Annotated in this window: 14 protein-coding genes and 1 pseudogene; 5 read left to right on the top strand and 10 right to left on the bottom strand. The window is 56.4% G+C overall.

Annotated elements, in window-relative coordinates:
• Positions 1–125 (top strand): annotated as a pseudogene (locus VEB01_RS08015) (IS630 family transposase); the annotation flags it as partial.
• Here VEB01_RS08015 and VEB01_RS08010 read toward each other — a convergent pair.
• Positions 116–646: an ornithine cyclodeaminase family protein gene (locus VEB01_RS08010; protein ID WP_324874388.1), complete on the bottom strand. Its 531-nt coding sequence runs from the start codon at positions 644–646 to the stop codon at positions 116–118. The pseudogene VEB01_RS08015 and the gene VEB01_RS08010 overlap by 10 nt on opposite strands.
• A gap of 152 nt (positions 647–798) precedes the next feature.
• Here VEB01_RS08010 and VEB01_RS08005 point away from each other — a divergent pair, with 152 nt between their 5' ends.
• Complete coding sequence (locus VEB01_RS08005) at positions 799–1,317, top strand: metal-dependent hydrolase (RefSeq protein WP_324874386.1); 519 nt, start codon at positions 799–801, stop codon at positions 1,315–1,317.
• A 17-nt stretch (positions 1,318–1,334) separates the two neighbouring features.
• Here VEB01_RS08005 and VEB01_RS08000 read toward each other — a convergent pair whose 3' ends face one another.
• From VEB01_RS08000 to VEB01_RS07990, 3 genes are all read right to left on the bottom strand, one after another.
• Positions 1,335–2,108: a class II glutamine amidotransferase gene (locus tag VEB01_RS08000; protein ID WP_324874384.1), complete on the bottom strand. Its 774-nt coding sequence runs from the start codon at positions 2,106–2,108 to the stop codon at positions 1,335–1,337.
• Between the two features lie 129 nt (positions 2,109–2,237).
• Positions 2,238–3,524: a YhjD/YihY/BrkB family envelope integrity protein gene (locus tag VEB01_RS07995; RefSeq protein ID WP_324874382.1), complete on the bottom strand. Its 1,287-nt coding sequence runs from the start codon at positions 3,522–3,524 to the stop codon at positions 2,238–2,240.
• 144 nt (positions 3,525–3,668) lie between these two features.
• Positions 3,669–4,253 carry a uracil-DNA glycosylase gene (locus VEB01_RS07990; protein ID WP_324874380.1) on the bottom strand — a complete coding sequence of 195 codons (585 nt, stop codon included), beginning with the start codon at positions 4,251–4,253 and terminating at the stop codon, positions 3,669–3,671.
• Positions 4,254–4,591: 338 nt separating this feature from the next.
• Between VEB01_RS07990 and VEB01_RS07985 the strand changes: the two genes are divergently transcribed.
• On the top strand, positions 4,592–5,320 hold the full coding sequence (locus tag VEB01_RS07985) for a Crp/Fnr family transcriptional regulator (RefSeq protein ID WP_324874378.1): 729 nt from the start codon (positions 4,592–4,594) through the stop codon (positions 5,318–5,320).
• Between the two features lie 95 nt (positions 5,321–5,415).
• Here VEB01_RS07985 and VEB01_RS07980 read toward each other — a convergent pair whose 3' ends face one another.
• From VEB01_RS07980 to VEB01_RS07955, 6 genes are all read right to left on the bottom strand, one after another.
• The gene (locus VEB01_RS07980; RefSeq protein WP_324874376.1) at positions 5,416–5,907 is read right to left on the bottom strand and encodes a hypothetical protein; all 492 of its coding nucleotides are present in this window, start codon (positions 5,905–5,907) and stop codon (positions 5,416–5,418) included.
• 15 nt (positions 5,908–5,922) lie between these two features.
• Complete coding sequence (locus tag VEB01_RS07975; protein WP_324874375.1) at positions 5,923–6,201, bottom strand: ElaB/YgaM/YqjD family protein; 279 nt, start codon at positions 6,199–6,201, stop codon at positions 5,923–5,925.
• 355 nt (positions 6,202–6,556) lie between these two features.
• On the bottom strand, positions 6,557–6,802 hold the full coding sequence (locus VEB01_RS07970) for a type II toxin-antitoxin system VapC family toxin (protein WP_324874373.1): 246 nt from the start codon (positions 6,800–6,802) through the stop codon (positions 6,557–6,559).
• Between the two features lie 5 nt (positions 6,803–6,807).
• The gene (locus VEB01_RS07965) at positions 6,808–7,008 is read right to left on the bottom strand and encodes a type II toxin-antitoxin system VapB family antitoxin (protein ID WP_324874371.1); all 201 of its coding nucleotides are present in this window, start codon (positions 7,006–7,008) and stop codon (positions 6,808–6,810) included.
• A gap of 232 nt (positions 7,009–7,240) precedes the next feature.
• Positions 7,241–7,729 (bottom strand): single-stranded DNA-binding protein, encoded by a 489-nt coding sequence (gene ssb, locus VEB01_RS07960; protein ID WP_324874369.1) that lies wholly within the window; start codon positions 7,727–7,729, stop codon positions 7,241–7,243.
• Positions 7,730–7,868: 139 nt separating this feature from the next.
• Positions 7,869–9,260, bottom strand: coding sequence for an MFS transporter (locus tag VEB01_RS07955; protein ID WP_324874367.1), 1,392 nt, complete (start codon positions 9,258–9,260; stop codon positions 7,869–7,871).
• 71 nt (positions 9,261–9,331) lie between these two features.
• On the opposite strand from VEB01_RS07955, the gene uvrA reads away from it, so the two are divergent.
• Positions 9,332–12,202 carry an excinuclease ABC subunit UvrA gene (gene uvrA, locus VEB01_RS07950; protein ID WP_324874366.1) on the top strand — a complete coding sequence of 957 codons (2,871 nt, stop codon included), beginning with the start codon at positions 9,332–9,334 and terminating at the stop codon, positions 12,200–12,202.
• A 607-nt stretch (positions 12,203–12,809) separates the two neighbouring features.
• Entirely contained in the window at positions 12,810–13,511 is a 702-nt protein-coding gene (locus tag VEB01_RS07945) for a DUF2959 domain-containing protein (RefSeq protein WP_324874364.1), read from the top strand.
• The last annotated feature ends 163 nt before the right edge of the window (positions 13,512–13,674 follow it).

The raw sequence follows: 13,674 nt of genomic DNA, 5'->3' as shown, positions 1-13,674 counted from the left end.
TGACGCGCGAAGTCGCTGCCTGGGAAACCCGCCGGAATACCGTCCGCGCCAAAATCGATTGGCGTTTCACCACCGACAATGCGCGCATAAAGCTCAAGCATCTTTACCCTTCAATTCAACCTTGATGAAGCACTAGGGAATCCGCCAACCGTACCGCCCGGCGCGGCGTGCGGTTCCAGATCCATACCGATTCGATCGACGGGCGGACGGCCAGATGCGCTTGAATCAGGTGAGACGCCATGGCGCCGGCGCCGACCATGAGCAGCATCTTGGCGTCTTCGCGGGCCAAGTGTTTCGCGCCCAGCGCGGAGTCGGCGGCCGTTTTCCATAAGGTGAGCGCCGTGCCATCAAGACAGGCTAAGGGCTGGCCCTCCTCGGCGCCGAACAGAACGTAAAAACCCTGTACCGAAGGCAGCCCGCGGATTTGATTGTCCGGAAAGACCGTTACCAGCTTCGCCCCGACGCCGAGTTTGCTCTGCCAAGCGGCCCGCACGAGAAAGTGCTGCGTTGGCCCGTCCGGATGCGATCGGCTCAGCAGCAGATCATCCATCGCGTCGATATCGCTGCTATGGGCCATTTCAAGCCAGGCCACCAGGGACGGATAATCGAGCCAGTCGTTTATTTGGTCGGCATCGAACCATTTCATCGAGTCGCTCTCCGAAAAACGTTCGCCAAAAAGTTCGTGTGGTCAAGCCTATCACGGATCGTTTGACTTGGCGTCCGGCTCGCCCCGGCCGGGAACGCTTGCCGGCGGTTTAGCGGTCTTATTGAAGAAGATTCAGCTTCCGAGGCCGGAATATGTCTACCATCATCTCGCACCCGGCGGTTCCCATAGCGCTGAGCGCATTTTTTCCGGACCATACTCTTTCGCCCGAGATTCTTCTGTTGGGCGCCATCTGCTCGATGATTCCGGACCTGGACGTGATCGGCTTTGCGTTCGGCGTCCGTTACGGTGATCTATGGGGGCACCGCGGCATGACTCATTCCGTTTTGTTCGCGGCCTGCCTGGCCGCATTTTTAGCGGTGCTGTCTCATGAAGGGGGTGGCTGGCCGGCTTTCCTATTTCTGTTTCTTTCGACCTTATCGCACCCCATCGTCGACGCATTCACCGATGGCGGTCTGGGCGTCGCGCTTTTCGCGCCGTTTTCGAAAAAGCGTTATTTTTTTCCGTGGCGGCCCATCGCCGTGCCACCCATAGGAATCCGCGCTTTCTTTTCGGCCTGGGGATGGCGTGTGCTGAAGAGCGAGATACGGTGGATTTGGCTGCCCTCGAGTCTGGTATTTGGCGTGGGCCTCGCCGTTAAATCGCTTTTGTAATTCTTTCCGCCAGCCGCTTAAGCGAAATTTACCGGCTCGCCGTTGTCGAATTGAACCAATTGGCCGGGGCGCAGTTTGGTCCAGATTTCATTGTCGGTAAGCGGAAACGTGGCGATGACGGTCACTTTGTCGTTCGGCGTCGTGAGCTCGCTGAAGTCGATGGTGATGTCCTGGTCGACCAGGTGAGCGCAGCCGAACGGCGCTTTGCGGGTGATGAAGTGCAGATTCGTGGAGCAGTGCGCAAATAGGGAATCGCCGTCGGAAAGAAGATAATTGAAATCTCCGTGCCCGGCGATCTCGGCGGTAACGCGCTCGATCACGCTATGGACCTGTTTGCGGCTCGGGGAACCATCGGGGAATGCCCGGCGCAGCGCATTCAATAAATGACAGAAGGCCCTTTCGCTGTCGGTATCGCCCACCGGTTGAAAAAAGTCGGAGCGCGGCGGATCGAAATTTTCGAGGGTGCCGTTATGGGCGAAGATCCAATAGCGGCCCCACAATTCTCTTCGGAACGGATGGCAGTTTTCCAAGGCGATTCGGCCTTTGGTGGCCTTCCGAATGTGGGCAATGACATTGGTGGAGTGGATCGGGTAGCGGCGCACCAGCTCGGCTATCGGCGACTCGATAGTAGCCTTGGAATCCACGAATAGGTGGCAACCGCGGCCTTCGAAAAAGGCGATGCCCCATCCGTCGCGGTGGTGATCGGTCAATCCCCCGCGCACGTGAAATCCTTCGAACGAAAAACAGATGTCGGTCGGGACATTGCAGTTCATTCCCAAAAGCTGGCACATAGCGCTGACCTGCTCGGCAGTGATCGATGAATTCGGCTTTCAGTATGCCACGAAGGCAGCAACCAGGCAGCATGCAGGCTTGGCTTCGTTCGCTAGAAGCCGAACTCCTGCAGTCGAGGGCATGGAACATCAGGGATCGACCAAATCCTTCAGAGAAAGACCCTCGGTTGCCTGAGCGCTACAGGTATTCAGTCTTTCCAATAGATGATCTACGGCGGGTACCGAGAGGTTGTCTTTATCTACGGGCAGCGCTTCATCCGGGGACGTTCGTATCGTTTCCAGAATTTCCGTTATCGTAATGGTCGATAAGTCTCGGGCCGGAATAAATCCTTGATGGCCCTGGACCGCGACAAGAATCAAGTTCCGTTTTTTTAGCGCATCCAAGATTTTTTCGATCACGAGATCGGGTAGACCGAGACGCTGGCTTAGGGCGTCGGTAGTCCACGGCTTATTCCCTTGATGAAAGCATTCCGCGATCAAGTACATGACCAAGAGGCCAAGGCGTTCGAAGAGCCGGTAGCTGAGCTTGATGTCGCGCTCGGCGACGCGGATATACCGTGGATTCTGGTGATAAAACGAAACCTGAGCACCCACCAATAAAATGAGCCAGCTCAAATAAATCCAGATCATGAAGACAATGAGAATCGCGAAGCTGGAGTAAATAGCGGCGTATTGGGTCGAGTTGACGACGAATTCGGCGAACAGCCAGCCCGCTCCCCGCCAGCCGATACCCGCCACGATGCCACCGATCAGTGCCGACCGGAAGTTCACGTGAGTATATGGAATAAACCGATACGCGAAGGTGAATGCGCCAATGATGAGGACGTACGGCAAAATCAGGCCCAGGAGGTAATACAAGGTGCCGAAAGGCTCCTGGCTAATGATCATCTGCACGAACTCGGTGCTAGCCATGGAGGCGGTGAGGCCGAGGGCCGAGAAGACCAATACCGGCCCCACGAGAAGGACACTCAGATAGTCGCTGAAACGCCTTTGAAAGCTGCGCGATTTTCCGGTTCGCCACACGTAGTTGAAGGAATCCTCGATTTTTTGCAGCAGCGATAGAACCGTGTAGAACAGCATGGCGAAGCCGATGGAACCTAGTACACCGACTCTTATGTTGTTAACGAAGCCAATTATGCGGTCGACAATTTCCGGGCCTTGCTTCTCCAGTGGCGCCACCAGTTGCAATAAGAACGGCTCCATTTGGTTGTGCACGCCGAATGCCTTGAGCACCGAAAAACTGACGGCCAAAAGCGGGGCCAGCGACAATAGCGTGGTATACACGAGGCTCATCGCGCGGTAATTCAGGTCTCCTTCCCGTATGTCGCTGATCAGCCTTTTGATAAAAGCTCTTACGTATGCGAACCGGTTCCGGAGTGACGCTCGGTTTATCGATATCCAAGGCCAGCTTTTCATCGGGTTCAATCCAGTGTGCTGCTTGTCGCAAAGAGCATTGATGATAATTTTTTGGACAGAGCGGCGACGGGAATGTGCTGCGGGAGCCGGACCGTGTATCTGGCCCGGTTGTGAGGAGGGTAGGGACCGTAGCCGAAAGATGTGTTACGGCGAGTCGGTTGGCTGTGCGAGCAGTTTGCCAAGCACCTCGAAATCCTCGCGGAGGGTGGCGGCTATCCAATCGAAACGCAAGGCAGCGGCCGGGTGATACGTGACGAAATAGCGTCGCCCGTCGCGTTCCTGCACTGTCCCGTGCAACTCGGACACGGTGGCCGTATCGCCCAGCATTTGACGTGCGGCGACTTGGCCGAGCAGGACGACGGTCCGGGGCGAGATCAGTTCCAGTTGCCGCTCCAGCCACGTGCTTGTGCAGGTTTTCAGCTCGTCGCGCCGCGGCGTGCGATTCTCCGGCGGACGGCACTTGACGCAGTTGGTAATGAACAGCCGGTTGCGGGATATGCCTTGGCTTTGAAGTAGCTTGTCGAGATAACGGCCTGCCGGACCGACAAACGGACGGCCGGTCGCATCCTCTTTGCCGCCGGGGCCTTCGCCCAACAGGACGATCTCGGCGTTCGCCGGACCTTCGCCCGGCACCGCTAGTCGCCGGCTTTCGTGAAGGCGGCATGCGATGCACCGGCGAATGCCGCTTGCCAGGTTCTCGAGTTGTTCGGACGAGTCCTCTATAGCCATGTACGGTATCCCCGCCGGCGATTCGCGAGTCTTTACTACGGTGACAGGTCCGATACGCGTTAAGTTCAGCTTTAGCGGTTGGCTCGGTAAAAATGGCTTCTGAGCGTACCCCCCCCCTTGTAGAACATCGGCTATCAGTCTGCGTTCTAGCAGGTGAGTTTGAGGCGGAAATTTGTTAATCTCGGGCTTGCTAGCTCAGTGCGGATGGATTCAGTTCCACTCCGCGAGTGGACCAGGAATGGTCGGCTATCTCGCAAACCTGGAGTCTTCGCAGCGGGTGAGGTTCCAAGGATGTCGGTTTGTGAGGTGAGATTTCAATCAGGATGAAGAGGTGGCACATGTCTAATTTAGGAAACGGCAGCGTTTCTGTCGCGCGGCCTCCGGCGGCTCGACGCTTTCAAGAAGACACTGGCGATGTATCGGCGGGCCTTGAAATGGCGGGTTTGGAGGCCGCTCTTCGAGGAGGCAAGCAAAAGTCGTTCGCCGCCAAACAAATCATCTTCCGTGAAGGAGACCCGGCCGATACCGTGCTAACGATTCGGCAGGGTTTGGTCAAGCTCATCAGCTACTCGCCGGACGGAAGATCCCGTATCGTTCGGCTACATGCCAAATACGCGTTTCTCGGTCTCGGGGGGTTGATCGAACCGACCTACCGGCATACGGCGGTGGCGGTCGATCATGTGGAGGTGATTTGCACTCCCTTGCGGGCGGTCGCCCAGATCAAGAAAGATAATCCTTATTTGTACTGCCGGCTTATCGAGTGCTGGTACCAGCATCTAAAGAGCGCCGATATTTGGATTACCGACTTTTCCACCGGCTCGATAAGGGCCCGCGTGGCACGGCTGGTGAATTTCCTGGCCGATATTCAGAACGATGCATCGGCATCGACAGCGGTAACGCTGCTGACCTGCGAGGAAATGGCGGCAATTTTGGGCGTTACGGTTGAAAGTGTCAGTCGGGTCTTGGCGGAATTCAAACGCACGCACATGCTTCGCGCGGTAAAGTGCAAGCCGGCCAAGAGATACGAAACCAATGCGCCCGCTCTTAGGCGTGTCGCGCAGGTTTGAGGGGCAACCTGCGATTGCCCCGCCATCGCGTATCATTTTCCGCGTTGTGAGGAATCCGCCTGCCCATGGAAAACAACATCGGCGGGCGGATTGGGTTACTCTTTCGTGATGCTGCGGAATAGCCGTTGCCTTAGACGCGGGCTGGCTCCAAGAACCAGTCCCGCGACCAAGGCCCCTATCGCGATGTCGCTGGTTTTAACACCGGTCGCTCCAAGCATTTCGCCTATGGCAGCTCGCAATGTATCAGGGACGCTACCGGGGGGCTGAGGTGCGCCCGCGGTCGCAAAGGTACCGCTCGGCGATGGCGGTGGAGCCGCCATTCGGCCTTGTTTGGTAATCGCTCCGGCGATAATCCATAGCGCGATAAAAGCAATCAAGATCATGGCGCCGCCGACGATCGCTCCGGCTTGCCAGGGTTGCAACACCTTGGCCAGCGACAAATAGGCCCCGAGCAACAGAAAAACCAAACCCCCGAATGCGGCCAACGTGGCGAAGATCGCCAACGATAGGAGTACCGCCGATCGACTCAGTGCCTGCCAAAGCTTTACTTTTTCCGTAGCAACAATATCTGTGAGTGACCGAATCACGGCAGCGCCCCGCCGTCAGCGGCGGGCGCCGAGCAGCGTGCCGATTGCGAAGCCGGTGCCGAAGGCCACCAGCACGCTGGTAAGGGGGCGCGCTTCGACGTATTGCTCCACGCTTTCTTGGGCTGCCATTGCCTGGCCGCGGGCCCGTTCACCGACCTCGCGAGCTTTTGTGTAAGCTACGCGTCCCTGCTCGACGCCCAAGTCCTTCATCGCAGCCATCAAATTGCCCATGTCGGCTTTAAGGGTGGCCAAGTCCTGTTTCAGATCCGTGGTGATGTCTTCCGTAGTTGCCATCGCTGACCTCCATCTGTATCTGGGTTATTCCATCGTCGACAAAAAGTCGGTGCCTTATTTCAAGCTAATCTCTTTAAAAACCGCCAGCATTTAGAAAAATCAACACGCAACATGACGCCTTAAATTGATCGCCGTAGTGCTGGGCGGTTCATTCGCGCTTTCACCGAATTTTGGAAAAATCGGCAAAACACTAACCGGTTGACTTGAGGACACAGGTCTTTGGTAACCGGCCGGGTGCTGTGAGTTGGACTCGAAGATGGATTGGAAAGTTGCCTACTCGGCGGTTTTGCTGGACACACACGCAATGACGCCGGTCGTAGAAGGCGGGGAGTGCTTGAGAGCTGTTAGAAGCGGCTCAAGTCATAGAGCTTTTGCCCATGAGTTGATGTTGTTCGAGAAAATAGAGGGCCTCAGCATCGGTCGCCGCGTCGATACGCGGCAAATTGCGCCACAAGCTCAATAGCTCCGCGCGGTTTTTTAGATTCCCGCAAGCCAGTTCGCCGATAATCATCGGGTGCATCCGCACTGCGCCCCGTTCCAGCAGCGCGGCCAGCTTCGCATCCGCGACGCGCAGATGATCGACCGAAACCGAGGTATCCACCAGAATCACTGTTCGGTTTCGCCGCGTTGGCGACGTATGGGTTCGACCTGGGGCTCGGATCCGCCCAGCTTGGCCAGACGCCGTGCGCTCTCCCGTTCGATCAATGCCTTCAAGCCTTCTCGTACCAAGGCAGTTTTCTCCTGCAGCCCCGATAGGTCACGCGCTTGCTTGAATAATTCATCGTCTATGTTGAGTGTGGTTCGCATGAGGCTCTCCAATGCATGCAAATTAATCATTCATATATGCATGAGATTACTGCATTTGAGATAGTCGAGCGGTCTGACCTTCAAATTCACCCATCACCATTCCGTCGATCATGCGGTTGAATTCCGCTTCGACTCCGGCTTTGAAGCGGGGATCGCCACGATATTTAATATCTGCAAAAAACAAAAAGCCCGCATTAAGCGGGCTCTATGGATAAATAGCTAACGGTGGTTTTTAGAACGGAATATCGTCATCGAAGTCGTCCATGCCGCCGAATCCGGGCTCCGGCTGCGGGGCTGGTTTCGATCCCGAGCCCGAGCCCGACGATGGCGGTGCGTAACGGTCGGATTCTCCGCGCCCGCCCGAGCTGGCCGGAGCGCCACCGGCACGGTCCAGCATCTGCATCTGATCGGCGATGATTTCGGTGGTGTAGCGATCTTGGCCGCTTTTGTCCTGCCATTTGCGCGTCCGCAGGCTACCCTCGATGTAAACCTTGCTGCCTTTCTTCAGATATTCCCCGGCGATCTCGGCAAGCTTCCGATAGCACACGACCTGGTGCCATTCGGTGCGTTCCTGCTGTTGGCCGGTTTGTTGATCTTTCCAGGTTTCGCTCGTGGCAAGGCGTAGGCTCGTGACTGCGCCCCCGTTCGGCATATAACGCACTTCCGGATCGGAACCCAGGTTGCCGATGAGTATGACTTTATTGACGCCGCGACTGGCCATAAGGTGTCTCCGATCGATAATTCGGTTGAAAATTCGGACAGGTATTAGACGTGTCCGGCTGGCTGAAGTTCTTAATTTTTAAGCAAAAAGTGCGTATTTGTCACGCGTGAAAAGGCGGCCGCAGAAAAGCTTTGGAAAATCAGGCAGCCACTTCCTGCAACAACCCGCTCAGTGCCATACGGTCCAATTTCTCTTTGTCAATTTTCAGGTAAGCCACGCCATCTTCCGCCAGGACTACGGCTTCGGCAACGCCCGGAACTTGGAGCAATCGACGGGAGAGGCTGGACGCCTGATCGTGGCTCAATCCGTTCACGTTGACGAGGAGACTGCTCAAGCCGCGCGGAGGTTTCATGCCGAGGGCAAACATAAACCATAGCAGAGCGACGGCGGAGCAGAACAGGAAAACATAGGGTATCCCATAGTGACCGTAAATCCAGCCGCCGCCGACTCCGCCTACGAACGCACCCAGAAATTGAGCGGTGGAATAAACGCCCATGGCCGTGCCCTTGAGATCGAGCGGGGCAATCTTCGACACCAGCGAGGGGAGGGTGGCCTCCAAGAGGTTAAAGCCGGTGAAGAACAGGTAAAGCAGCCCGAAAACGGCCCAAAAATCAGGTTGGACCCAGACAAAGCCGGCGTCCGAAACTACGACCAGTCCGATGAACGAGACGAATACCGCTTTCATCTTGCGCTTCTTTTCCGCAAGAATTACGAACGGAACCATGCTGGCGAGTGCAAGTCCGAAGACGGGTAGATAAATGTGCCAGTGTGTGGCCGTTTCCAGGTGCAGCGAATCGCGCAAAATCAGCGGGAGGACGACGAAGGTGGCGGTCAGAACGAGATGCAGGCAGAAGATGCCGAGGTCCAGCCGCAGAAGCTCGCGGTTCGCCAAGACCGCTTTGAAAGACGCCGGACGTACTTCCGCATCCCGGTGGAAGCGGCTCAGGGCGGGCGTCGGCACGACGCCGTACAGCACCGCAATCCCGAGCAGAGCCAGTGCCGTGATAATCCAGAAAAGGCCATGGAGCCCCATCCAGCCGGAGAGTATCGGCCCAATCACCATGGATAATGCAAAGGATATCCCGATGCTGATGCCGATCAAGGCCATGGCTTTGGTGCGGTGCTCTTCGCGCGTAAGATCGGCGGCCAACGCCATGATGACTCCGGCGACCGCGCCGGCGCCTTGGAGCGCTCGGCCGGCAATGATGCCGTAGATCGAGTCGGATAAGGCGGCCAGAGCGCTGCCGACGGCAAAGAGCAACAATCCGAATACGATCAAGCGCTTTCGCCCATAGCGGTCGGACCAGAGACCGAAGGGAATCTGGAAAATCGCTTGGGTCAAACCGTAAGCGCTGATGGCGAGTCCGACCAATTGCGGCGATGCGTCCGGCAGTTCGCGGGCGAATACCGAGAGAACCGGCAAGATCAGAAACATGCCCAGCATCCTCAGCATGTAGATGGCGGCCAGAGACAAGCTGGCGCGCACCTCCGCACGGGTCATCGGGGTGTCGATTTGCAAAGCCGGATTCAAGCAATGTGCTCCTTTGCGAGTGGCGTGAATCCGCCTATAGTAACAGGTTCTTTTTTGAGCTTGAATTTTGCATGGATACGATCCAGATCCGTGGAGCCCGCACCCACAACCTCAAAAACATCGATCTCGACCTGCCTCGCGACAAGCTGATTGTCATTACGGGATTATCCGGTTCCGGCAAGTCCTCGTTAGCGTTCGATACCATTTATGCCGAAGGGCAGCGGCGCTATGTCGAATCGCTTTCCGCCTATGCGCGCCAGTTCCTGTCGGTGATGGAGAAGCCCGACGTGGACCATATCGAGGGCTTGTCGCCGGCTATTTCCATCGAGCAGAAATCTACTTCGCACAATCCTCGCTCGACCGTCGGCACCATTACCGAGATTTACGATTATCTTCGGCTCCTCTACGCCCGAGCCGGCACGCCCCGCTGTCCGGAGCACGGCATCTCTTTGGAGGCTCAGACCATCAGTCAAATGGTGGATCATGTCCTGAGCCAACCGGAGGACAGCCGCTGGATGCTGCTGGCGCCGGTGGTCAGCGAGCGTAAAGGGGAGCATGCTCAGGTGCTGGACGATTTGCGCGGCCAGGGTTTCATCCGAGCACGGATCGACGGCGAAATTTATGAACTGGACGAGCCGCCCAAGCTTGACCTGCGCCGAAAGCACAGCATCGAAGTGGTGGTCGATCGGTTCAAGGTGAGGTCGGATCTGGCGATCCGTCTGGCGGAATCGTTCGAGACGGCGCTGCGGCTGGCCGAAGGCATCGCACTGGTTGTATCCATGGACGATTCCAAGACCGAATTGGTCTATTCGGACAAATATGCCTGCCCCCATTGCGGCTACTCCTTGAGCGAACTGGAGCCACGCATTTTTTCCTTCAACAATCCGAAGGGAGCGTGCCCAAGTTGCGATGGGTTGGGCGTCAAGCAGTTCTTCGATCCTCATCTCGTCGTCCACAATTCACAGCTGAGTTTGGCGGGCGGCGCCGTACGGGGTTGGGACCGGCGTAACGCCTATTACTACCACATGATCCAGTCGTTGGCCGAGCACTACGGTTTCGACCCGGAGCAGCCATTCGGCCAACTGCCGAAATCGGTTCAAGACATCATTTTGTACGGCAGCGGAGCCGAAACGATCCCGTTCAAAGTGCTGACGGCGCGGGGCGGTACATTGGTTCATCGGCATCCTTTCGAGGGAATCATTCCCAACATGGATCGACGCTATCGCGAGACGGATTCGATGCTGGTACGCGAAGAACTGGCGAAGTATCTCTCCAGCAAGCCCTGTCCGGCATGCGAAGGGACCCGGCTGAACCGTTCGGCGCGGCACGTTTTCGTGGTCGATTCCGCCTTGCCGGAACTGACGGCCTTGCCGATCAGACGGGTGCTCGAGTTTTTCGGCGGACTGACGTTGTCGGGGCGGCGCGGAGAAGTGGCGGCCAAGATCGTCAAAGAAATCACGGCGCGCCTGCAGTTTCTGGTCAATGTCGGGCTCGATTATCTGACTTTGGATCGCAGTGCCGACACCTTGTCGGGCGGCGAGGCCCAGCGGATTCGCTTGGCGAGCCAGGTGGGGGCCGGGTTGGTGGGCGTCATGTACGTTTTGGACGAACCCTCGATAGGCTTGCACCAGCGCGATAACCAGCGGCTGCTGGATACCTTGTTGCGTCTGCGCGATCTGGGCAACACCGTGATCGTGGTGGAGCACGACGAGGATGCTATCCGCATTGCCGATCATGTCGTGGATATCGGGCCGGGGGCGGGCGTGCACGGAGGGCAGATCGTGGCCGAGGGACCACCGGAGGCCATTATGGCGAACGCGGAGTCGCTCACGGGTCAGTATCTTTCCAACCGTCTGGAGATTGCCGTGCCGGAGCAGCGTAATTCGCCAGATCCCGAGCGGCGGCTTCGGTTGCGGAATGCCCGGGGCAATAATCTCAAAGGTGTCGACGCCTCGTTTCCGGTAGGGCTTTTCACCTGCGTGACCGGCGTTTCCGGTTCCGGCAAGTCCACTCTGATTAACGATACGCTGTTCCGCTTCGCGGCCCGCGAATTGAACGGAGCGGCTGCAACGCCAGCGATAAGCGACGGTATCGAGGGATTAGAGTATTTCGACAAAGTGGTGGACATCGACCAAAGCCCTATCGGCCGTACGCCGAGATCCAATCCCGCTACTTACACGGGGCTGTTCACGCCGATTCGGGAACTGTTCGCGGCAACCCCGGAAGCGCGGTCGCGAGGCTACTCGCCGGGGCGGTTCAGCTTCAACGTAAAGGGCGGACGCTGCGAGGCCTGCGCCGGCGATGGCGTGATCAAGGTGGAAATGCACTTCTTGCCTGACATCTTCGTCCACTGCGATGTTTGCAAGGGGAAGCGCTACAACCGCGAGACGCTGGAAATCCGCTATAAAGGCAAGACGATACACGAGGTCTTGGAAATGACGGTGGAAGAGGCCAGCCAGTTTTTTTCCGCTATCCCTACCGTCTTCCGCAAGCTGGATACGTTGATGGAGGTGGGCTTAGGGTACATTACGCTGGGCCAGAACGCGGTGACTCTTTCAGGCGGCGAAGCTCAGCGGGTGAAGCTGGCCCGCGAATTGTCGAAGCGGGATACCGGCAAGACCCTTTACATTCTGGACGAGCCGACGACCGGGCTGCATTTTCACGACATCCGGCAACTCCTGGGCGTGCTGCATCAATTGCGCGATCACGGCAATACGGTGATCGTCATCGAGCACAATCTGGACGTCATCAAGACCGCCGACTGGCTGGTCGATTTGGGTCCGGAAGGCGGCGAAGGCGGCGGTTTGATTATCGCGGAAGGCACCCCCGAGCAGGTTGCCGAAAATCAGGCATCCTACACTGGGGTATTCTTGAAAAAAATCTTATCAAAGCGGACGACGCCAAACGGGGTATCTGGCGAGGCGGCTCAGGGATTCAGTTAGGCGCCTGTGCGTCTGTAGCCGTGGCAATAATACCAATAGGGGTGTTTGTCGCGGACAGAGAAGGGGCGTTTTTAGCGTCGGAGGCAATTAGCCAGAAGATGATTAGGCCTAATGCCAGGGCCGTTACAACGACTAGATGCTTTTCGCTGAGGTCTTTCACTTACTATCTCCCTTTTTATGGAACTCCGTTGCAAAGCCTACAGAGTTTGCATGACGGCAAAGTTACGCGGATTCTACGCAAAGTTGTTCAAAAGCTCTGTAGGCTGCGAATGATAACGTTGTCGGTGTCGGCTTACAAATCAGTTTTATGCGGATATCTTCGGGGTTTAAAACATCATGAACCGAATTGATGAAGCTTCGTTCAAAGCCGCTTGGTGGTAGCGTAAACCCCATTTGCAGGCGCTGCGGTCGGTCTTGACCATATGTGTCGGTGAAGGCCTCGCGGCGGTCGTATTTTCGCTGGGTGGGAAGCGGCAGCTCAGGCAAAGATTTCAGGCTTCTTGCGATCTCGATCGGTTGAGGTGCGAAGCCCTGCCATTAATAATAGAGGAGAACGATAAAATTGCCGGCCCCCTTGTTTGTCTCTCGAAAAAAAGAAGTTTGCATCATGAATAAATCTTCTGACACTAAACCTATTAGCTTCGCCGCATTGGGTCGTCAGCTTTTCAGCCCATTGGCTCGTTATCTGATATCAAAATGCCAAAAGATTTATTTTCGCGCCGTGGAATCGGCAGGACACCACAAACGCGACATCCTCGTCGCCCGCGTGGAGAGTGCGCGAGATAGTTTGGAAGAAGCCAAGGAGCAATTTCAGAGTGCGCTGGATAAGTTCAGTGCGCTCACGTACTTCCAGGGTGGCGAGCTTGAAGATATGTATCGGCAGCTTAAAGTCGAGTTCGACTACAGCAAAGCCAAGGCTCTGGCAGTCAAGGACCGCATCGCTGCCGTGCAGGATGTGGCCGAGGCGCTTTTTGCGGAATGGGAAGAGGAGTTGGAGCAGTACACCAACCGCAGTCTCCGAAGCAGTAGCCGGCAGAAACTGAAACTTACCCAGCAGCATTACGGACAGCTGATCTCAGCCATGCGTCGAGCCGAGGGCAAGATAGAACCGGTGCTGCGGGTGTTCCAGGACCAGGTATTGTTTTTGAAGCACAACCTTAATGCAAAGGCGATTACCTCGCTGGAGCATGAATTGGTAGCGATGACTGTTGGCGTTGCTGGCTTGATCAGTGCAATGGAACGTTCCATAAACCGGGCGAATGATTTTATGCATTCCTTGAATGGCCAGAAGGCGCTTCCATCGAGTTAAGAATTCGAGTCACGACTGTTGCGCTAGGTTCTGTTGACATTTCAACGCAACCAGATGAGTGCTGAGACGAAGCGAAGAAAGCCCATGAAGTTACGCTGCAATTTTTCGAAGCGGGCAAAGATTCTTCGGAAGTGTTTGATTTTGCCAAAGAAGCATTCGATCA

The sequence above is a fragment of the Methylocaldum sp. genome (genome assembly GCF_035627495.1).
In the GTDB taxonomy this organism is placed as follows: Bacteria; Pseudomonadota; Gammaproteobacteria; order Methylococcales; family Methylococcaceae; genus Methylocaldum.
This window is presented reverse-complemented; position numbering and strand designations above follow the sequence as displayed.